Origin of the sequence: Mycobacterium sp. SP-6446, assembly GCF_001954045.1 — a bacterium.
Classification (GTDB): Bacteria; Actinomycetota; Actinomycetes; order Mycobacteriales; family Mycobacteriaceae; genus Mycobacterium.
In genome coordinates, this window is record NZ_MBEM01000058.1 from 1 (window position 1) to 18,918 (window position 18,918).

General features: G+C 68.2%; 21 protein-coding genes and 1 pseudogene. 6 read left to right on the forward strand and 16 right to left on the reverse strand.

What is annotated here, in order from left to right:
- From A5736_RS25840 to A5736_RS04220, 6 genes and pseudogenes are all read right to left on the reverse strand, one after another.
- Window positions 1–118, reverse strand: a pseudogene (locus tag A5736_RS25840) (50S ribosomal protein L2); the annotation flags it as partial.
- Between the two features lie 29 nt (window positions 119–147).
- Window positions 148–450: a 50S ribosomal protein L23 gene (gene rplW, locus A5736_RS04200; RefSeq protein WP_076061501.1), complete on the reverse strand. Its 303-nt coding sequence runs from the start codon at window positions 448–450 to the stop codon at window positions 148–150.
- A complete protein-coding gene (rplD, locus tag A5736_RS04205; protein WP_076061499.1) occupies window positions 451–1,113 on the reverse strand; it encodes a 50S ribosomal protein L4 in 663 nt (220 codons plus the stop codon). It lies immediately after the preceding gene.
- Window positions 1,113–1,766 (reverse strand): 50S ribosomal protein L3, encoded by a 654-nt coding sequence (gene rplC, locus A5736_RS04210; RefSeq protein ID WP_076244694.1) that lies wholly within the window; start codon window positions 1,764–1,766, stop codon window positions 1,113–1,115. The genes rplD and rplC overlap by 1 nt, the downstream gene beginning before the upstream one ends.
- Before the next feature lie 14 nt (window positions 1,767–1,780).
- The gene (rpsJ, locus tag A5736_RS04215; RefSeq protein WP_003873519.1) at window positions 1,781–2,086 is read right to left on the reverse strand and encodes a 30S ribosomal protein S10; all 306 of its coding nucleotides are present in this window, start codon (window positions 2,084–2,086) and stop codon (window positions 1,781–1,783) included.
- 391 nt (window positions 2,087–2,477) lie between these two features.
- Window positions 2,478–3,089, reverse strand: coding sequence for a TetR/AcrR family transcriptional regulator (locus A5736_RS04220; RefSeq protein WP_255376719.1), 612 nt, complete (start codon window positions 3,087–3,089; stop codon window positions 2,478–2,480).
- Window positions 3,090–3,233: 144 nt separating this feature from the next.
- On the opposite strand from A5736_RS04220, the gene A5736_RS04225 reads away from it, so the two are divergent.
- A complete protein-coding gene (locus tag A5736_RS04225; protein ID WP_076126205.1) occupies window positions 3,234–4,838 on the forward strand; it encodes an MFS transporter in 1,605 nt (534 codons plus the stop codon).
- 660 nt (window positions 4,839–5,498) lie between these two features.
- Here A5736_RS04225 and mftG read toward each other — a convergent pair.
- The 7 genes from mftG to mftA form a co-directional block, all read right to left on the reverse strand.
- Complete coding sequence (mftG, locus tag A5736_RS04235) at window positions 5,499–6,938, reverse strand: mycofactocin system GMC family oxidoreductase MftG (RefSeq protein ID WP_076244695.1); 1,440 nt, start codon at window positions 6,936–6,938, stop codon at window positions 5,499–5,501.
- 19 nt (window positions 6,939–6,957) lie between these two features.
- A complete protein-coding gene (gene mftF, locus A5736_RS04240) occupies window positions 6,958–8,370 on the reverse strand; it encodes a mycofactocin biosynthesis glycosyltransferase MftF (protein WP_076126200.1) in 1,413 nt (470 codons plus the stop codon).
- Window positions 8,367–9,098 carry a mycofactocin biosynthesis peptidyl-dipeptidase MftE gene (gene mftE, locus A5736_RS04245; protein WP_076126198.1) on the reverse strand — a complete coding sequence of 244 codons (732 nt, stop codon included), beginning with the start codon at window positions 9,096–9,098 and terminating at the stop codon, window positions 8,367–8,369. Before mftE ends, mftF begins: the two co-directional genes overlap by 4 nt.
- Window positions 9,099–9,250: 152 nt before the next feature.
- The gene (mftD, locus tag A5736_RS04250; RefSeq protein ID WP_076244697.1) at window positions 9,251–10,447 is read right to left on the reverse strand and encodes a pre-mycofactocin synthase MftD; all 1,197 of its coding nucleotides are present in this window, start codon (window positions 10,445–10,447) and stop codon (window positions 9,251–9,253) included.
- Window position 10,448: 1 nt separating this feature from the next.
- Complete coding sequence (gene mftC, locus A5736_RS04255) at window positions 10,449–11,642, reverse strand: mycofactocin radical SAM maturase (protein ID WP_076244698.1); 1,194 nt, start codon at window positions 11,640–11,642, stop codon at window positions 10,449–10,451.
- Entirely contained in the window at window positions 11,639–11,932 is a 294-nt protein-coding gene (gene mftB, locus A5736_RS04260; protein WP_076126192.1) for a mycofactocin biosynthesis chaperone MftB, read from the reverse strand. Before mftB ends, mftC begins: the two co-directional genes overlap by 4 nt.
- Window positions 11,917–12,006 carry a mycofactocin precursor MftA gene (gene mftA / locus A5736_RS04265; protein ID WP_076126501.1) on the reverse strand — a complete coding sequence of 30 codons (90 nt, stop codon included), beginning with the start codon at window positions 12,004–12,006 and terminating at the stop codon, window positions 11,917–11,919. Before mftA ends, mftB begins: the two co-directional genes overlap by 16 nt.
- Window positions 12,007–12,104: 98 nt before the next feature.
- Here mftA and mftR point away from each other — a divergent pair, with 98 nt between their 5' ends.
- The 4 genes from mftR to A5736_RS04285 all read left to right on the forward strand — a co-directional run bounded on the left by mftR (window position 12,105) and on the right by A5736_RS04285 (window position 15,594).
- Entirely contained in the window at window positions 12,105–12,701 is a 597-nt protein-coding gene (mftR, locus tag A5736_RS04270; protein WP_139333127.1) for a mycofactocin system transcriptional regulator, read from the forward strand.
- A complete protein-coding gene (locus A5736_RS04275) occupies window positions 12,698–13,747 on the forward strand; it encodes a DUF2332 domain-containing protein (RefSeq protein WP_076244700.1) in 1,050 nt (349 codons plus the stop codon). The genes mftR and A5736_RS04275 overlap by 4 nt, the downstream gene beginning before the upstream one ends.
- A 66-nt stretch (window positions 13,748–13,813) precedes the next feature.
- Entirely contained in the window at window positions 13,814–14,335 is a 522-nt protein-coding gene (locus tag A5736_RS04280) for an RNA polymerase sigma factor (protein ID WP_076126188.1), read from the forward strand.
- Window positions 14,332–15,594 (forward strand): VOC family protein, encoded by a 1,263-nt coding sequence (locus A5736_RS04285; RefSeq protein WP_076244702.1) that lies wholly within the window; start codon window positions 14,332–14,334, stop codon window positions 15,592–15,594. The genes A5736_RS04280 and A5736_RS04285 overlap by 4 nt, the downstream gene beginning before the upstream one ends.
- On the opposite strand, the gene A5736_RS04290 is transcribed toward A5736_RS04285, so the two are convergent.
- Genes A5736_RS04290 through A5736_RS04300 form a run of 3 tightly spaced genes read right to left on the reverse strand, consistent with a single transcriptional unit; the run spans window position 15,591 to window position 18,502 of the window.
- Window positions 15,591–16,781, reverse strand: coding sequence for an NAD(P)/FAD-dependent oxidoreductase (locus tag A5736_RS04290; RefSeq protein WP_076126184.1), 1,191 nt, complete (start codon window positions 16,779–16,781; stop codon window positions 15,591–15,593). The genes A5736_RS04285 and A5736_RS04290 overlap by 4 nt on opposite strands.
- Before the next feature lie 25 nt (window positions 16,782–16,806).
- Window positions 16,807–17,634 carry a mycofactocin-coupled SDR family oxidoreductase gene (locus tag A5736_RS04295; protein ID WP_076126182.1) on the reverse strand — a complete coding sequence of 276 codons (828 nt, stop codon included), beginning with the start codon at window positions 17,632–17,634 and terminating at the stop codon, window positions 16,807–16,809.
- 49 nt (window positions 17,635–17,683) lie between these two features.
- The gene (locus tag A5736_RS04300; protein ID WP_076126180.1) at window positions 17,684–18,502 is read right to left on the reverse strand and encodes an SHOCT domain-containing protein; all 819 of its coding nucleotides are present in this window, start codon (window positions 18,500–18,502) and stop codon (window positions 17,684–17,686) included.
- A 69-nt stretch (window positions 18,503–18,571) separates the two neighbouring features.
- On the opposite strand from A5736_RS04300, the gene A5736_RS04305 reads away from it, so the two are divergent.
- Window positions 18,572–18,918: hypothetical protein (locus A5736_RS04305; RefSeq protein ID WP_371328357.1), on the forward strand; the 347-nt coding region annotated here is incomplete at its 3' end.

The window sequence follows — 18,918 nt, forward strand, 5'->3', positions numbered from 1 at the left end:
GACCGTGCAGCGGGCGCACCAACGACTTCTCCGGCTCCGACCGCGTGATCTCGGCGAAATCGGACACGCTGGCGCCGCGACGGCCCGGGGTCGTCGGCTTGTATTTGCGAATTGCCATGTCTAATCGTGTCTTTCTCTCGCGCGCGGCTAGGCCGGTGCTCCGAACAGGTCGATCGGCTTGCTGCCCGGCGCCAGCGTGACGATGGCGCGCTTGGTGTTCTTGCGCTTTCCGTAACCGGTCCTGGTGCGCTTCCGCTTGCCCTGCCTGTTCGCCGTGTTCACCGATGCGACCTTGACCGAAAAGATCTTCTCGACGGCGATCTTGATCTGCGTCTTGTTCGAATCCGGGTGCACCACAAAGGTGTACACGTTGTCATCGAGCAGGCTGTAGGACTTCTCGGAGATGACCGGAGCCAGGATGATGTCGCGGGGGTCAGTGATGGTCGCCATCTACGCCGTTACCTCCTCGGCAGAACTCGTGCCGGCGGCGATGTAGGCGCGCAGCGCCTCAACGCTGAACACCACGTCGTCGGAGCGAAGCACGTCATAGGTATTGAGCTGATCGGGCGCCAGGATGTGCACGCCGGGCAGGTTGCGCACGCTTTTCGCGCCGGCCTCGTCGCTGCGGCCGATGACGACCAGCACCTGCTTGCGGTCGGTGAGGGTGCCCAGGAATGCCTTGGCATTCTTGGTAGACGGGGTCTGACCCGACACCAGCTCGGTGACCGCGTGGATGCGCCCGTTGCGTGCTCGGTCGGACAACGCCCCGCGGAGTGCGGCGGCGATCATCTTTTTGGGCGTGCGCTGGCTGTAGTCGCGCGGCTTGGGACCGTGCACGACACCACCGCCGGTGAACTGCGGGGCCCGCGTCGAACCCTGCCGGGCCCGTCCGGTTCCCTTCTGCCGGTAGGGCTTGCGGCCGCCGCCGCGGACGTCGCCGCGCGTCTTGGTCGAGTGCGTGCCCTGCCGGGCCGCCGCCCGCTGCGCGGTGACCACCTGGTGCATCAGCGCGATATTGGCTGGCGCATCGAACAATTCGGCGGGCAGCTCGACGGAACCCTCGACCTTGCCGTCGGGTGTCTTGACGTCGATCTTCAGGGTGTTGGCTGCCATCACTTCTCACCTCGTTTGATCGCGCTGCGGACCATCACGAGTCCGCCGGTGCGGCCGGGGATCGCACCCTTGATCAGCAGCACGCCGTTCTCCGGATCGACCTTGTGCACCAACAGGTTCTGCACCGTCACCCGGTCGTTGCCCATCCGGCCGGCCATCCGGGTGCCCTTGAAGACGCGCGCCGGAGTGGCGCAGCCGCCGATGGAACCCGGCCGCCGGTGCACCGCCTGGGCGCCGTGGCTGGCGCCCTGACCGCGGAAGCCGTGCCGCTTCATGGTTCCGGCGAAGCCCTTACCCTTCGACGTGCCCGTCACGTCGACATAGGCACCGTCGGCGAAGATCTCGGCCGTCAACTCCTGGCCGACCTCGTATTCGGCCGCCGCGTCCGGGTTGTCCAGGCGCAGCTCCGCCAAGAAGCGGCGCGGGTTGACGCCCGCCGCGCTGTACTGGCCCGTCACCGGCTTGTTGACCTTGCGCGGACTGATCTCCCCGTACGCCAGCTGCACGGCGCTGTAGCCGTCGCGCTCCGGCGTGCGGATGCGGGTCACCACGTTCGGGCCCGCCTTGACCACGGTCACCGGGACGACCCGGTTGTTCTCGTCGAACACCTGCGTCATGCCCAGCTTGGTACCCAGAATGCCTTTTCTTGCCATGAGTTCTGGATCTCCTACTGGATGTTGACGTCGACACTGGCCGGAAGATCGATGCGCATGAGCGCGTCAACGGTCTTCGGCGTGGGATCGAGGATGTCGATCAACCGCTTGTGGGTCCGCATTTCGAAGTGCTCTCGCGAGTCCTTGTACTTATGCGGAGAGCGGATGACGCAATACACGTTCTTCTCAGTCGGCAGCGGCACCGGCCCTACGACGCTGGCACCCGTACGGACGACGGTCTCGACGATCTTTCGCGCCGATGCGTCGATAGCCTCATGGTCGTAGGCCTTGAGCCTGATGCGGATCTTCTGTCCCGCCACGCTTCTCCTACCCTCACTCCACTTAAGGTCCGGGTCCGGACCTGGTGCCCCCGGCGCGCCGAATCGACCCGGCCGGTCAGGGCCGATCGAGCGTCGCGCCGGATACTGCGCCGCTGTTTACCTGTCGTGGTCCACCGGCCCCCGCGGTCGGGCGTGTCACCCTTACGCAGCCTCGTTCGCGGCCAAATTAGTCGCGTTCCAAGGATGGGACCGGACGCGCCCGGTTGGGCGCTGGTCGTATGCCCGGCCAGGAGAACCCGGCGCAGGGCAACCCGAACAGTATGCCTGACGATCGCGGCTCTGGCCAAATCTCGGGCAAACCTCGCCGGCATGGTCCCACCCGGCGGGGAATCCGGTGGTCAGGCCCCCGTTTGCCGCGGCCGAATCGGGGTCAGGCGCCCGCCGATTCGGCACTCGCCGCGGCGCTTCTGTTCTGCGCCCGCTGAACGTGCAAGAAGCCGTCGACGGCGGCGCGCGCACACTCGCGGTAATCGAAGTCCGGCAGGGTGGACAGGCGCCCCAGCACCAGCGGGCCGATCAGCAGCGCGATGGCGCGCGATCGGTCAACCTCCCCGAGCTCCGCCGCGGCCTCCGGGCTGTCGAATACGGCGTCGAACGGCGCCGCGTACTGCGCGGCGATGCGTTCCCGCAACGTGGTGATCGAGGAGCTGTCGGCGCCGCGGGCGTGCCGAGGCCCCGGCATCTCTTCGAGGTCGCGCCCGAGGGCCAACCAGGACATGGCGGTCATGACGGCCGGCGCTTGGGCCACCGCTTCGGCTTGGGCCAGCACGATCGCGATCAGCCGATCCCGCAGCGAGCCCTCGTCCGGCGGGGCCGGTGACGGCGGTATGAGGCTGTTGAACGCCGCCGCCAGCAAATCGTTTCCGCTGGGAAAGTGGCGATACAGGGTGGCCCTCGCTACGTTGGCGCTTCGGGTGACCGCATCGACGGTCACCGCGCTGGGACCCCCCGAGCGCAACAGCGCCGCCGCGGCTTCGAGCAAGCGAGCCCGGGACCGCGCGGGACGGGGATCGGTAGTCGCCTCGGTAATTGTGAGCCACCTCCGTGTTTGAAAACAAGACTATCGGTCTACCTACAAGACCATTAGTCTCAAAACCTCTACGCCCCCGAGGGGAGGCGCTTTTTTATGGTCGCAACCCTTATCCGGCCTGACCAGCGTACTGATGCGGCGAGCATTGGCGGTAGTCCCCGAGCGCGCGCCTGGACGCTGACGGTCGCCTGCATGGGCGTCGCCCTGGTCGTCGGGTCGATGACCGCGCTGAACACCGCCCTGGGAGACCTCGCGGTGGCCACCTCCGCGACGCAGACCCAACTGACGTGGGTCGTGGACGGATACACGCTGGCGCTGGCCTGTCTGCTGCTGCCGGCCGGGGCGATCGGCGACCGCTATGGCCGGCGGGGTGCGCTACTCGCTGGATTGGTGGTGTTCGCGCTCGGCTCGGCCGCGCCGGCGATATTGCACAATCCGCTGCAGATCATCGCGGGGCGGGCGGTGGCCGGTATCGGCGCCGCCTTTGTGATGCCCGCGACGCTGTCGCTGCTGACCGTGGCCTACCCGAAGGAAGACCGGATGAAGGCCGTCGGTATCTGGGCCGGCACGGCCGGTTCCGGCGGAGTCCTCGGCATGCTCGGTTCTGGCCTGCTGCTTCGGTTTTGGGATTGGCACGCCATCTTCTGGTCGCTAGGCGCCGCCGGACTGGTGATCTTCGCCCTCGGCTGCACGGTGTCCTCGTCGCGCGAAACCCACGCTCCCCGAGTCGATTGGCTCGGTGCGGTCCTCATCGGCGCGGCGGTGGCGATCGCCGTGTTTGCCATCTTGAACGCCCCCGAGCACGGGTGGAACGATCCGCTGGTGTGGGGCGGAATACTCGTAGGCATCGCCGCCGCGGTGGTGTTCGGGGTGGTCGAATTGCGCAGGCGGCACCCGCTGCTGGACGTTCGATTGTTCGCCGATCCCAATTTCGCCACCGGCGTCGCGGCGATCGTCATTCTGTTCGGCGCAACGTTCGGGTTCTTCTTCATCGGCATGCAGTACGTCCAGCAGATCATGGGCTACTCGGCACTGACGACGTCATTGGCCTTCGGTCCGTTCATGGTTCCGTTGGCAATTTGCTCCGCGTTGTCTTTCTGGTATGTGCCGAAATTGGGCCTGCGCCTTGTGCTATTCATCGGCACGCTGTTGATGGCGGTTGGCTTCGCCTGCATGTCTTTCCTGACCCTGCACTCGACGTACACCGAATTCGCCTGGCCAACATTGATATTGGCCACCGGCATCGGAATGTGCACCGCGCCGACGACGTCGGCCATCATGGGGGCGGTTCCCGACGAGAAGCAGGGCGTCGCCTCCGCGGTGAACGACACGTCGCGGGAGATGGGCGGGGCGCTGGGAATCGCGGTGGCCGGCTCGATCCTGGCCGGACGCTATTCCCACGAGCTCGCACCGAGACTGGCGACCTTTCCCGCGCCGGTCCGCGGCCCCGCCACCGACTCGCTGGCCAAGGCCGTCGAAGTGGCCGGCAGGCTCGGACCGCAGGGCACGGCGCTGGCCGAGGTCAGCAAGGCCGCGTTCCTGACGGCCATGCACGCGTCCACGATCGTGATGGCCGCGATCGTCGCCCTCGCCGCGGTCCTGATCGGGCTCTGGGCCCCCGGACGCGACGGCCGGCAGGTGCGGCCGATGCGCCGGCTCCGCGGTGAAATATTGTGCGGGAGAACAACAACGGGCGCCTAGACGTCGCCCGACCCGGCCCGATTAAGTTCGTTCGGATACTTGAAACGATGTGTTTGTTCTGGTATCAGAAATATATATCGACAGGTACAGATCATCTCGCAGGGTGAGGTGGATGTGATGTTGATGGACGTGCCCACGGTGCGCGGCGACGCGCCGGCGGTGGTTGAACCGGTATGCCCGGCGGTGTTCGAGGCGGCGGCGATTGTGGAGGCCGAGTGGATCCGCCTGAGGCGCTCGAGCGCGCCGGTTCACCATGCCAGCTGCGGGCTTCGCGCGAGCCTGCGGACTCGGCGCCAACTTCGCACCGGGGTCGCCACCATGTCGACGTCACAGCCCTTGACAGCTAAGCGCGGTCGGCTGCGACCGCGGCGGCCGGTCGGCGCCGTGTGGGCGCGGGAACGCTCGCCTCCGATTCGGTCGTGATGCGTACCCTGCCAGCGGTATTCGTGATGCGAGGGGGTGATCGGGAGAGGAGTCACGACGCAACCACAGGGAGCGGCCGTCGCGCCGTCCGCGAATATTGCGACGCATAGTCGCGCTGACGCACTTCTGCGCGCGCATCGCCACTTGTCGTGGCCATCTACGTGGACCGCACGAACGTTTGCTCTCCCGGGGGCGGGCCGCGCCGGGCTTGGCGTTAAGCGGGTCGGCGGCCCGCCCTCACTCAACGAACTCGGCCGCCCGGTGCCCGAGCATCACGATCGTCGCGTGCGGACCGCGGCTGGTGACCATGGGCAGGACTGACCCGTCGATCACCCACAGGTTCTCCACCCCGCGCACCCGGCACCGGTGATCCACGACGGCCCGTGGGTCGTCCTCGGCACCCATCGGTGCGCTGGCGCACAGGTGCTGGCAGGTCGACCACACGGGCGACCCGACATGGGTTGCCGCACCGGCTAATTCGCGTGCCAATTCGCTGCCCTGGCGCAGCGCCGCGACGTCGTCGGGCTCGCTGTCGTAGCGGTGCTCGATCCGCGGCGCGACGCGGGGGTCCGGCGAGGTGAGCGTGATCCGTCCGCGGGAGCGGGGCGCCATGAGCGCCACCCCGATGTGCGGCCAGTCCGGATGGCCCGCGGTGCCGTCGCCGGTCATGGCGACGAAGCCTCCCGTGTACGGCCTGATCTCAAGACCGTCGGTGGTACTCAGGATGACCTCGACGACGGGCCGGCCCGGGGCCACGGTCCAGTTGGTCGGCAGCACCCACTCGGGGTGGTCGCTGCAGAACATTCCGACCGGCAGGGGCGCCACCAGCGGCACGCCGGCGGCGCGCAGCATCGACTCGTCGCCGACGCCGGAGAGCATCAGCAGGTGGGCCGACTGAATCGCGCCGGCACACAACACGATTCGATCGGCACGCAGACTGACCGGCCCTTCCGGGCCGATCGCGTCCACCCCCACCACGTCGGCGCCGGAGAAACGCAATCGAGCGGCCCGCGTCGCCGCCAGCAAGGTCAGGTTCGACCGCCCAAGGGCGGGCAACAGGTATCCGACACCCGATCCGATGCGGACGCCGTCGACGATGTTGAGCGGGACCGCGCCCACGCCCGAGACCAGTTCCGGCCCACAATCGTTGAGGTCGGCGATCCAGGAAAAGCCCGCACGTTCGGCCGCGGTGATGAAAAGTTCGGTGGTGCCGGTCATTTCGCGCGTTCGCCGCACCAGGATGGGGCCGCTGTCGCCGTGGGCGGGACCGTCGAAATCCAGGTCCGTCTCGATGGCGCGGAAATGGCTCAGCACATCCGACCACGCCCAGCCGGGCATCGCGGCGCGATCGAAGTCGCGCGGCAACCCGCGGCAGAAGTAACCGCCGTTGATCGCCCCCGAGCCACCGACCGTGGATCCGCGCACGATCGGCAGCTGCAGAGCGTGCCGGTCGGTGAGCCGGGTCAGATAGCGCAGGGCCAACGGGCTGCCGACCCCGATCGGCAGTTGCAACCCATTGGTGGCCTGAGCCAGTAGTTCCGGATCGGCGAGCGCAGGCCCGGCCTCCAGGACGGTCACCGTGCGGCTGGGATCTGCGGAAAGACGTTCGGCGACAACCGATCCAGCACTTCCCGCGCCGATGATCAGCACATCGCTGTGCGGGACGGCTTTACTCAAGGCGAAGTCAAGGCGACGGCTAACTCCGAATCTGCGGTTTGAGCGCGCGCAGGTTGCGCTCGCGCACCACACCCCACCACAGCCCCAGGCCATAGGCCAGGTCGTCGACGCGCTTCAGCAACAGGTAGGTCAGCAGGCCGATCGGCTCGTCGTCGTCGCCATTGGCGTCCCGGCGGCTGAGCCAGTCCACCACGCCGTCCATCACGGCCGCGACGAGCACAACCCGTCTACAGTGCCGCGACACGATGGCCGCCAGCAGCGCCAGGGGCCAGTAGTGCCGGCACAGGGCCGACGCCAGCTGCAGGGCCGCCGACCACAAGCCGCGAGCGGCGATCAGCAGCACGTCGGCGACCGAGGTCTCGGCGGTGCGCATGGCTTTGGCGATCCGGCGACCCGTCAGGATGGCGACCACGAGCGACGCCATCCGCGAAACGCTCGTCCCGAGGGCCATGAGTATCCAGGCCATCAGCGCCCAGCCGGATATCACCACCGGCGCGGTCTTGTCCGGGTGACGCACCGACAGCGGGGCCGCCGAGCCGCCGTAAAAAGCCTTGCGCGCCAACCAATCCCGTAGTTCGGTACGGTGATCGTGGGCGACCAGCGCGATCGGCTCGTAGCGCAGCCGAGCGCCCGCTTCGATGAGCCGCCAGCACAGGTCGACGTCCTCGCCGGACTGCATGGACTCGTCGAACCCCCCGACAGCGCCGATCGCCGACCGGCGGCAGATGATCGCCGCGCTGGGCACATACGACACCGTGCTGTGGGGTAACACCGGGGCTTCGCGCTCCCCGAGGTCCAGCGACGAGTGCACGGCCTCGTAGCGCGCCACCAGGTTCTCGCTGTGGGACAGGCCGACGATGCGCGGTGCGACCAGGGCGACGGTGGGGTCGCAGAAATGACCGAGCAGGGCCTCCAGCCAGCCGCGGCGCGGCGCGACGTCCGAATCCAGGAAGGCGACGAAGTCGGTGGCGCAGGCGGCCAGCCCGGTGTTGCGGGCCGCCGCCGGACCCTTGCTATACGTGTGGCGCAGCACCTCGATGTCGCAGTGGGCGCCGACGAAGTCCTCGGGCTCTATGGGGGGCGACGATCCGTCGTCGACCACGATGACGCGCAGCCCGCGCAGCGAGCTCACCAGGCGACGGACACCAGAAACGTTGTTCCGCACCGGAATTACCACGGTCACGTCGCGATGCGACGGCCCACCCGCGGGCCGCGGATGGGCCACCGTGGCGTCCAGCAGGGTGCGCGCCAGTTGGGCGCTGACGTCGTCGCGAACCTTGAGCCGGCCATCGGCCAGCATGTCCTGAGCGGCGGGTGCCAGCTTCAGCAGGCGGGTCGGCGAGCCACCCAGCAGGGCCGAGCCATCGCCGAGCACCCGCACGCGGCGATCGACCTGCACGGCGAATCCATCCGGCAGTCGGGGCCCACTCATGTCAGCATCCCGTCGGGCCCGGGCGCCCACCGGACGACTCGACGCACGCACCCGTCGACCATCTCCGCCAAGATGCGCTTCCCCTCGGCGGCGGTCGCGGTGGTCGGATCCCCCAGCACACCCACGCGGCTGACCGCCGCGACGCCGCCCCGACGCATCGGTTCGAGCAACTCGGGCAGGGGCGCCCGGTTGCCCGGGAGCCACCGGTCGGTCAGCACGTCGGTCGGCGAGATATGGAGCAACAGTGACGTTTCGGTATGGCCGGCATGGGCGTCACCGCCCGCGGCGGCGCACGGCGACCACCCGACGTCCCGGCCTTCCGCGCGCAGCGTGGCGACCGCCTTGTTCAGCGCGCCGACATTGCCGCCGTGGCCGTTGACAAAGGCCAGACGCCGGGCCCAGCACGCGGCTGACCTGCCATACTCCACCAGCATCGTCGTCAGGGCCTCGGCGCCGATGGAGATCGTTCCCGCGAAACTTTGATGCTCGCCGCTGGCGCCGTAGGCGATGGCCGGAGCCACCAACCACTCTTGCCCGAGCCGCGTGGCAGCCCCACGGGCGACCGCGGTCGCGATCCTGGTGTCGGTGTCCAGCGGCAGGTGTGGACCGTGCTGTTCGGTCGATCCCAGCGGGATAATTATCGGCGGCGAGGTGCTTAATAGCTGGCTCGACGTCACAGTTCCTAATTCGCCGAGTACGGGCACTGGCTGATGGTAGGACGAATTCACCTGGCGTGCACCAATTGTTGTACGTTCAAAGGAATTTTTTTCTCGGCCGTTCATTGATCGGCCCGATTTTCGGCTCGTCCGTCACGGTCGCCACGTCGGTACCACGATTTTCGCATCGATTATGTGGGGAAAACTGCCCGGTTTGACCTGAATTAGGGCCGCACGTTCCGCTCACCGGGAACGCCCAGCGCCCGCGCGAAACCAGCGGGCATCACAACATCGTCCGGACACAACGCGTGCACAGAGGAGTGCCCGAGGCCCATCAGCGCGCAGTCGATGCCCGCGCGCAAAATGTCGAGAACGTTTTCGACGCCGGTCTGGCCGGCCGCCGCGAGGCCCCACAGATAGGCGCGGCCGATCATCACGGCGCGCGCCCCCAGGGCCACCGCCTTGACGACGTCGCTCCCCCGCCGGATGCCACCGTCCAGCAACACCTCGACCTGGTCACCGACCGCCGCCACGACCGCGGGCAGGGCGCGGATCGACGCCGGCGTCCCGTCGAGGTTGTTGCCGCCGTGGTTGGACACCGATATCGCCGAAACACCCGCGTCCACAGCTCTTTTCGCGTCGTCGACGCGCATCACGCCCTTGAGCATGAACGGCCCACCCCAGAGTTCCCGCAGCCAGGCGATGTCCTCCCAGGTCGGCGGCGGCGTCGACATCCACTCCCCGTAGGCGGCAAAGAACGGCGGGCCGGGCTCGCCGCGGCGGCCCTGGTTCGGCACCCGCAGCTCGGGTGGCCTGCCCGTCTTGCCGAACTTCCACAGCCAGCGCGGCCGCAGGATCGCCTCAGGCGACAACCGCAGGATGGTCCGCAGGTTCATCGCCTCGGGAATCTTGGGGCTGCCCCAGTCGCGGCCGTGCGAGAACGTCCAGTCGGTGGTGACGATCAGACCGACCGCGCCGGCCTGACGCGCCCGTTCCACCCGCTCGGCGATCGCGTCCCGCCCGCCGAGCCAGTACACCTGGAAGAAGACTTTGGGGTTTGCTGCGACGACATCTTCGATGGGTTTGCTAGCAAACGACGAAAGCCCCATCGCCGTTCCTCGCGCGGCCGCGGCACGCGCGACAGCAACCTCACCGTCCGGGTCGACCGCCTGCACGCCGGTCGGCGAGATGATTACTGGCAGCGAAATATCTTGTCCCATAACGGTGGTCGACAGATCACGCTTTTCCTGCGCACCGATGACATGCGGCGCAAAGCCAAGCTCACTGAAGGCTTCGACATTGTCGGAGACCGTAATTCCTTTTTCGCTCGCTGAAATCAGCGAGGAATAAACGGATTTTGGTAGCCGTCGCTTGGCGCGTTGCTGGGCGATGGCGACCGTTTCGAACCATTCGTCGGCCATTTTATAGCGGGCTTTCATTGCAAAGGCGCGCCGGCGGATTTGCCGGCGTTAGCGCCGGAGGTCGCATGGTCAGTGTCAACGGCACCGGCTGGCGCACCCCGCGCGAGTGGTCGGCCCGGGGCCGGGGCGTTTCGCGCGTCCGGTCGAGCGCCGCGACGCTGTGCCCCTGGACGCATTCGGGATCCGGGCCGTCCAGCGGCAGGCCGGTGAAGAACTTGGCCGCCATGCATCCGCCCCGGCAGCTGTCGTAGTGCCCGCAGCTGCCACACGCGCCCGCGGACTGCGGTTCGCGCAACTCGCGAAACAGCGGGGCGTTCTTCCAGACATTGTCAAACCCGCCGTCGGACAACACGTTTCCGGCCAGGAAGCGGTCGTGAATGGCGAACGGGCAGGCGTACACGTCGCCCACCGGGTCGATGAGGCAGACCACCCGCCCGGCCCCGCACATGTTGAGGCCGGCCAGGGCGCCGGAGGAGCCAAGCGGTGACAGATGGAAGAACGAGTCGCCGGTGAGCACCCTCTCCCCCTTGGCGACCAGCCAGTCGTAGAGCTGCACCTGCTGGGCGGCGGTGGGATGCAGATCGTCCCAGACGTCCGCGCCGCGCCCTGACGGACGCAGCCGGGTGATCCGCAGGGTGGCACCGTAACGGCCTGCCAGCGCGGCGAATTCGTCGAGCTGGTCGACGTTGTGGCGGGTGACCACGACGGAGATCTTCGCGTCACGGAAGCCCGCGGCGGCCAGGTTCTCCAGCGCCCGCACCGCCATCGCGAAGGACCCCGGCCCGCGGACGGCGTCGTTGACCTCGGCGGTGGCCCCGTCGAGCGAAATCTGGACGTCGACGTAGTCGCTGGCCGCCAACCGCGCTGCGACCTCCGGCGTGATCCGGACCCCGTTGGTGGAGAACTTGACGCCGACGTGGTGCGCGGTGGCGTAGTCGACGAGCTCCCAAAAATCAGGCCGCACAGTGGGTTCCCCGCCACCGATGTTGACGTAGAACACCTGCATGCGTTCCAGCTCGTCGATGATGTCCATGCAGTCACGGGTGGACAATTCGCGCGGGTCCCGTTTGCCCGAGGAGGACAGGCAGTGCACGCAGGCCAGGTTGCACGCGTACGTCAGCTCCCAGGTCAGGCAGATGGGGGCGTCCAGGCCATGCTCGAACTGCTCGATAAGTCGCGGTACGGCCAGCGTCATGAAGCCTCCTGAGGCACCAGCATGTTGGATTCGGCGAGCACACCCAGCGCGTGCAGATACGGCTGCTGTCCGGAGTCGTCCACCCCGGCCGCGCGGCAGGCGGACCGGACGTCCGGATGGTCGGCCAGCGACCGCACCACCTCGAGGATGGTGCGGTTCTTGAGAAAGGACAGCTTGCGGGTGCCGAAGTGATAGAGCAGTGCGCCAAAGGGTTCCGGGCGAACCGCCACTTGAGGGTGCAACCGCCAGCCGCGGTCGGGGTCGAGCACGGGAGTCAGTAGACCCCGCACATCCCGTCGATGGACACCTCTTCGACCAGAGTCTCGGTAACGAGCTCGGCGTCCGTGTCGGTCTCGCGGTCCATATGCATTGCCTCTCGTCAGGTCTCGACAACGATCGTCGAGCTTGTCACAATCGTCGTCAGAATATGGCATCGAGTGCCGAAATGGAAGGGCGGGTCTGATGCTGCCGCAGTCGCGGGTGGGCCGGCGCCGCTCGACGACACCGGAACACATCACCGACGTCGCCATCGAGTTGTTCACCGCCCGGGGTTTCGCCGAGGTGAGCGTCGACGACGTCGCGCAAGCCGCCGGCATCTCCCGCCGCACGCTGTTTCGCTACTACGCGTCCAAGAACGCCATCCCCTGGGGCGAGTTCGATATCCACCTCGCGCACCTACGGGAACTGCTCGACAGCGTCGACCCGCGCGTCCCGCTGGGCCGGGCGCTGCGCGCGGCCCTGTTGGCCTTCAACACTTTTGACGAGTCCGAGAGCGTCCGGCACCGCCAGCGCATGCGGGTCATCCTGCAAACGCCGGAACTGCAGGCCTATTCGATGACGATGTACGCCGGCTGGCGCGAGGTGATCGCCGAGTTCGTCGCCCGCCGCTCGGGCGTCAAGACGACCGACCTGCTTCCCCAGACGGTCGCCTGGAGCATGCTCGCCGTCGCGTTGTCGGCCTACGAGCACTGGCTGGGCGACGGATCCGTCACGTTGCCGACCGCGCTCGGCGACGCCTTCGACGTCGTCGGCGCGGGGCTGGGGAAGCTGGGGCGATGAGCGGTACCGCGCACTTGGTGCACACCCTGCGTTCGCAGGGGCGGTTCTGCGGCGCCTCGGGATCCCCGATGTACGACGAGCTGTTCGAAATGGTGGCCGCCGACGTCGAGGCCGGCGGTGTCTTCGCGAGCATCCTCTCCGGCCACGAAGACGATCCGTCGCGTGAAGCCGTGCCGCTTCGGCTGCTGGGCGGCTTGCACCGGTTGGTGCTCGACGGGCGAGCCGCAGCGTTGCGCCGCTGGTATCCCAGCACCGGCGGCACGTGGGACGCCGAACCCGCGTGGCCCGCGATCACCCGCGTCGCGGGCGACCACGCCGACGCGCTGCGCGATGCGCTCGCCCGACCACCGCAAACCAACGAGGTGGGCCGGTCCGCCGCGCTAATCGGCGGCCTGCTGCGGCTGGACCGCGGATTCGGTTTGCCGGTAAGGCTTTTCGAGATCGGCTCGAGCGCCGGGCTGAACCTGCGGGCCGACCACTACCATTACCGGTACGCCGGCGGCCGGTGGGGACCCGCCGGCTCGCCGGTGATCATCGACGACGCCTGGCGCGGGCGGCTGCCGCCCGACGGCGCGGTGCGGATCGTGGAGCGCCACGGCTACGACATCGCGCCCGTCGACGTCACCGGGACCGACGGGGAAATGACCGCGCTGAGCTACGTCTGGCCCGACCAGGCCGCCCGGCTGGATCGGCTGCGCGGCGCCATCGCCGTCGCGCGCGAGGTGCCCGCGCGGCTGAACCGCCGGCGGGCCGGCGACGCGGTCGCCAACCTGACGCTGGCCGACGGCGCACTGACCGTGCTGTGGCATTCGATCACCTGGCAATATCTCGCCGCCGACGAACGCGCCGCGATTCGCCGCGGCGTCGACGCGCTCGGCGCGAGGGCCACCGCGTCCGCGCCGTTCGCCCACCTCACCCTGGAGCCCGCGCGCGACGGGCCCGGCACACCCGTCAGGTTCCTGGTCCGGGCGCGTCGCTGGCCGGGTGGCGAGCTGGAGATTCTGGGCGAATGCCATCCGCACGGCCCGCCCGTGAACTGGCAATAAGTGCGATCCCCAAAGATTTTCGCTAACACCCGTCGGAGTTCGCCCCGCCGCGACGACGATAAGGGTGTGAGCGCCGAAGCGGACCACCGATCGGATCCTCGACGCGCGCTGCTGGCGCTGTACGACGAGGCGTTGCCGGTGGTGTACGGCTACTTCGCCCGTCGCTGTGGCGATGCCGCCGAGGACCTGACGTCGGAGACGTTCCTTGCGGCGATGGACGCCGCGCGCAGGAGCGACGCGCCGGCGATCTCGGTGCCGTGGTTGCTCGGCGTGGCACGGCACAAGCTGGCCGACCACTATCGGCGGCGGGCGGCCCGGCCGACGGTGCCGGTAGCCGAGCCACCCGAACCGGTCGGTGCTGCGACGGCCGACGACTGGGACGCCGAGCTGGATCGCATGATCGCCGAAGCGGTGCTGGCCAGGCTGGCCGAGCCGCACCGCACGGTGCTCGTGCTGCGCTACATGGACGACTGCTCGGTGCCCGAATGCGCCGAGCTGATCGGCCGCACCGTCCATGCCACCGAGGCACTGCTGGTCCGCGCCCGGCGCGCTTTCAGACAGCAATATCCGGAAGGAGGCACGTCATGAGTCAACACAACGATCCATTGAGCGTGCTGCGCACCGATGACCTTCCGGTCCAACCCGATCCGGCGTTCGCGGCCCGGCTGCGCCGCCGGCTGGAATCCGCACTAGCCCTCCCGGAAGGAGTTGTCATGAGCGGTACCGCCAGCACAATTTCCGAGTTGACCCAACCGTCGGCTCCTCAGCGGGATCCGCGTCCGGCGGCGTTGCCCTATCTGAGCGTGGCGGACGCGCGTGCGGCCATCGCCTGGTATACGGACGCTTTGGACGCGGCGGTGGTCGGTGAACCAATTGTGATGGACGACGGGCGAATTGGTCACGCCGAGCTGTCGATCGCGGGCGGCGTGCTGTATCTCGCCGACGAGTATCCAGAACTCGGGCTCAAAGCGCCTGCGCCCGGCTCGGTTTCGGTCAGCCTGATGCTGCGTGTCGACGACACCGATGCGGCTCTGCAGAAGGCGCGTGACCACGGAGCCGCCGTCCAACGCGAGATCTACGAGAACTACGGATCCCGCAGCGCCACCATCATCGACCCGTTCGGCCACCGCTGGATGCTGTCCGGCCCGACGGTCGCCGGCATCCGCCACGGCGACATCGGTTACGTCTCGGTGTGGGTCCCCGACGCCGACCGCGCGGCCGCCTTCTATGGTCACGTGCTGGGCTGGTCGTACGATCCCACGACTCGTCAGGTCACGAATACCGAACTGTCGACCGGGATTTCGGCCAGCTCCGGGCCGCCGACCCTCTTCTGCTGCTACGCCGTCGACGACATCGCGGCGGCTCGGACGGCGATCGCTGAGGCGGGCGGGACCCCGGGCGAAACCCGTCGCGCCGACTTCGGCACCGTGCTCGACGCCACCGACCCGCAGGGTGCGGCGTTCGCGGTATACGAACCGGCCCAAGGGCAAAAGCGCCCGGAACTCAACGGATCTGGACCCGGCGAGCTGTCGTACGTCACCTACGAGGTGCCGGATTCGGCCGGCTTCCGCGATTTCTACGGCCGGGTGCTGGGTTGGACATTCGACCCCGGCCGCATCGCGGACGGCTGGCAGGTGGTGGGAACGCATCCGATGGCCGGAGCCGCCGGCGGCGGCCGGCGTTCGACCACCGTGCCGATGTGGACGGTGGCGGACATCGAGGCGGCCGTCGCACGCGTGCGGGAAGCGGGCGGCACCGTGCTGGCCGAGCCGGCCCGTCAGCCCTACGGCATCTCCGCCGAATGCGTCGACGATCAGGGCGCGCGCTTCTACCTCGGCGAATTCTAGGCGGGATTCAGGATTTCCGAGATGGGTGTGGCGGCGGCGATCTTGGCCCGGACCTTCATCACCTTGCCGGGCATCCCGCCGCCCACCACACCGACGACCACCCCGTCGCGCTCGTAGTAGGCCAGGAACTTGCGTCCGTCGTCCTCGACGACGTGCACGATGTCGGTGGCCTCCGGCTCGCCCAGGCACTGGATCTTGATGTCGTACTGGTCGCTCCAGAAGTACGGCACGACCACGGCCGACGGCACGTCCTGGCCGAGCATCGCCGGCACCACCACCCGGGCCTGGTCGGCGACGTTGCTCCAATGTTCCACGCGCGCTTGGTGTCCCGTCGCATCACGCCACGAGGCGACGTCGCCCAGCGCCCACACGTTGGGCGCGCTGGTGCGCCCGGCCTCGTCGCAGATGACTCCGTTGTCGACCTCGACGCCGCTGCCCTCGAGCCACTCGGTCGCCGGCCGTGAGCCGATGCCGACCACCACCAGGTCGGCCGCCAGTTCGGTGCCGTCGGTGAGCACCACGGTGTCGACGCGGGAATCGCCGCGCACTTCCGCCACGCTGACACCGAGGCGAACGTCGACGCCTTCGTCGCGGTGCAGCCGCGCCACCAGCTCACCGATCTGTTCGCCGAGCACCGATGCCAGCGGTGTCGGCTGCGGCTCGACCAGCACCACGTCGACGCCCAGGCTGCGCAGGCTCGCCGCGACCTCGCAGCCGATGAAGCCGGCGCCGATGACCACGGCCCGCTGCGCCTGCGACGCGTGCTGGCGCAGCGCCATGCTCTCGTCGAACGACCTCAGCACCCGAATGCCCTCGAGGTCGGGGAACGCCGGAATGCGCCGCGGCACCAGGCCGGTCGCGACGACGAGCTCGTCGTAGCCCAGCTCTGTGCCGTCGTCGAGGGTCAGGGTCCGCGCGGTCGTGTCGAGACGTGTGGCGGCCGAGCCCAGTCGCAGCGTGATGTCGTTCTCGTCGTACCACTCGCGCGGTTTGAGGGCGACGTCGTCGACCTCTTTGCGCAGTACTTCCTTGGACAACGGCGGGCGATCGTAGGGCAGATGAACCTCGTCGCTGACGATGGTGATGCGACCGGAGTAGTCGGATCGACGCAGTTGCTCGGCCGTCCGCGCACCGGCGAGCCCGCCGCCGACGATCACAACCCCCTTTTCGAAGCCCTTTTCAGTCACGTGGAGTTCTTACCACGCTGGCCCGCTAGTACTTCAGGGCGCCCTTGTCGACGGGGATCTGGGTGCCCGACAGGGTGCCCGAGCCGTCACCGGCGAGCCACACCACGACGTCGGATACTTCGTCGGCCGTCATGAACCCCTTGTACTGCAACGGCATTGGCGGGAAGCTGTGCACGAATCGGGGGTGCTTGGCGAAGATCTCCATCATCGCCTCCGGCTCGATCATCGGGGTGTCGATCGAATACGGGTGGATGGAGTTGACCCGGATGTCGTATTCGCCGAGTTCGATCGCCAGGGTGTTGGTTAGCGCGGTCAGCCCGTGCTTGCTGGCCGCGTAGTGGCCGTTGCCGGGCGTCGCTTTGATGCCCGCCGACGAGCTGACGACGATGATGGAACCGCCGTTGCCGGCCTCGATCATCGCCGGGATCGTGGCGCGCAGGGTGCGCCAGGTGCCGGTCAGGTTGATCCCGATGACCGTGTCCCACTGCTCATCGGTGAGTTCCCAGACCCGGCCCCAACCCAGCACACCGGCGTTGGCGACCAGAACGTCGAGGCGGCCGAATTGTTCGACACCGTCGGCCACCAGTTGGCGCAGCGCGGTGTCGTCGCGGATGTCCACCTCGCGGGCCAGCACCTTGCGGCCCTCGGCTTCCACCAGGCGGACGGTCTCGGTGAGATCCTCGGGCGTGGCCGGCGTGTAGGTCAGGGTGTCAGAGGCTCGCGCGCAGATATCGAGCGCGATGATATCTGCGCCCTCGCGGGCGAGTCGCACCGCGTGCGACCGACCCTGGGCGCGGGCGGCGCCGGTGACGAATGCCACCCGTCCTTGCAGTGATCCAACCTGTGCAGCCACGAAGACAGGCTAGCAGCGAAACTGGAACGTGTTCTAACTCGGTCGAGATTCAGATCTCCGAGATGATCTGAGTCCGCCGGTTGGTGTACTCCTCGTCGCTCAGGGCACCGCTGGCCCGCAGCTTCTCGAGCTCGGCGAGCCGGTCGGCGATCGACGCTTGCGGCGGCGGCGGAGGGGCCGGCGCGCCCGCGCCCGCGGGTTGTGGCTGCTGCTCGGCCGCCCGGCGCACCACCGCCTGGATCTGCTGCCGCAATGCCGGATTCGACCGGATGTCGACCATCCGATTGAGCGGGACGTTGTTGGCCTTGAGGATCTGCAAAATCTCCATCAGCGGGCCGGCCTGCCCGCTGAGGTCGTAGGTCCGGTTGTCTTCGGCCACGGTGAATTGGGCGGGCACCAGCCCGTTGACCAAAGCGCTTCGCTCCCAGTCGATTCGGTATTCCTGGGTGGTGGGATTGACCAGGACGACAAGCTTGCGCGCGGTGAGGTTGCCCAGCCGGGTCACGCTGGCGATGACGCGGTCCTGGCTGTCGAACGGCACGAATCCGGGCCCGGCGATGTGCAGGTCCACCTTCACCAGCGGTTGCTCGTTGATCCGGGTTCCCGTTTCGGTGAGCCCGGTGATTTGAGCGAGCGCCAGCACCCCGTGCCGCTCGAGTTCGGCCGTCTTGGCGGCCGACTTCTCCCCGAAATTGGTCAGCCAGAGCGCGATCAACACGTCTGCCACCGTGATGAGCAGGCCGACGTAGAACATCCACGACAGCAGGCTGCCCAGCCCCATCGTGAAGTAGACGACCAAAAAGATCGGCCCAACCAGGCCTCCGCACAGCAACACCACTAACTGGGTCTTCAGGTAGCGCGCAAACACGTGTCTCTCCTCGCCTTGCTGGGAATCCGTGTCAGATTAACGCCCGCGGCCCTCCGGCGAGCGTCATACGTGCAGACCACGTCCGGGTGTCACTGCGGCGCCTGGTGCGCCGGCTGCCCAGTGAACGACGCCCCCGCCCCCGCCGCCGGAGAAAAAGCACGCTTCGCCGGAGAAACAGCGGCGGATGCCGCCGCCGATGCCGCGAGCGGTGCCGGCATCGCGGAGGCCGGAGAGGCTTCCGGCGGTTCCGCCTCCGCGCCCGCGACGGGCTGGGTGCTGTGCACCAGCGTCGCCGGTGTCGGGGAATGGGTTTCCGGCTGCACCGCCCCCGACGGCGCGCCGGCAGCCGCGGCCCGGGCCGCAAACCTGGCGGCGGCTGTGGCGCCGGCGCGGGCGGGCCCGGCGGCGCCCCCAGC

Excerpts from the sequence above, each read along its gene's own strand:
- rplW (WP_076061501.1), bottom strand. The coding sequence starts at position 450 with ATGGCGACCATCACTGACCCCCGCGACATCATCCTGGCTCCGGTCATC.
- rplD (WP_076061499.1), bottom strand. The coding sequence starts at position 1,113 with ATGGCAGCCAACACCCTGAAGATCGACGTCAAGACACCCGACGGCAAG.
- rplC (WP_076244694.1), bottom strand. The coding sequence starts at position 1,766 with ATGGCAAGAAAAGGCATTCTGGGTACCAAGCTGGGCATGACGCAGGTG.
- A5736_RS04225 (WP_076126205.1), top strand. The coding sequence starts at position 3,234 with ATGGTCGCAACCCTTATCCGGCCTGACCAGCGTACTGATGCGGCGAGC.
- mftF (WP_076126200.1), bottom strand. The coding sequence starts at position 8,370 with ATGAGTGGGCCCCGACTGCCGGATGGATTCGCCGTGCAGGTCGATCGC.
- mftD (WP_076244697.1), bottom strand. The coding sequence starts at position 10,447 with ATGGCCGACGAATGGTTCGAAACGGTCGCCATCGCCCAGCAACGCGCC.
- mftC (WP_076244698.1), bottom strand. The coding sequence starts at position 11,642 with ATGACGCTGGCCGTACCGCGACTTATCGAGCAGTTCGAGCATGGCCTG.
- mftA (WP_076126501.1), bottom strand. The coding sequence starts at position 12,006 with ATGGACCGCGAGACCGACACGGACGCCGAGCTCGTTACCGAGACTCTG.
- mftR (WP_139333127.1), top strand. The coding sequence starts at position 12,105 with ATGCTGCCGCAGTCGCGGGTGGGCCGGCGCCGCTCGACGACACCGGAA.
- A5736_RS04275 (WP_076244700.1), top strand. The coding sequence starts at position 12,698 with ATGAGCGGTACCGCGCACTTGGTGCACACCCTGCGTTCGCAGGGGCGG.
- A5736_RS04285 (WP_076244702.1), top strand. The coding sequence starts at position 14,332 with ATGAGTCAACACAACGATCCATTGAGCGTGCTGCGCACCGATGACCTT.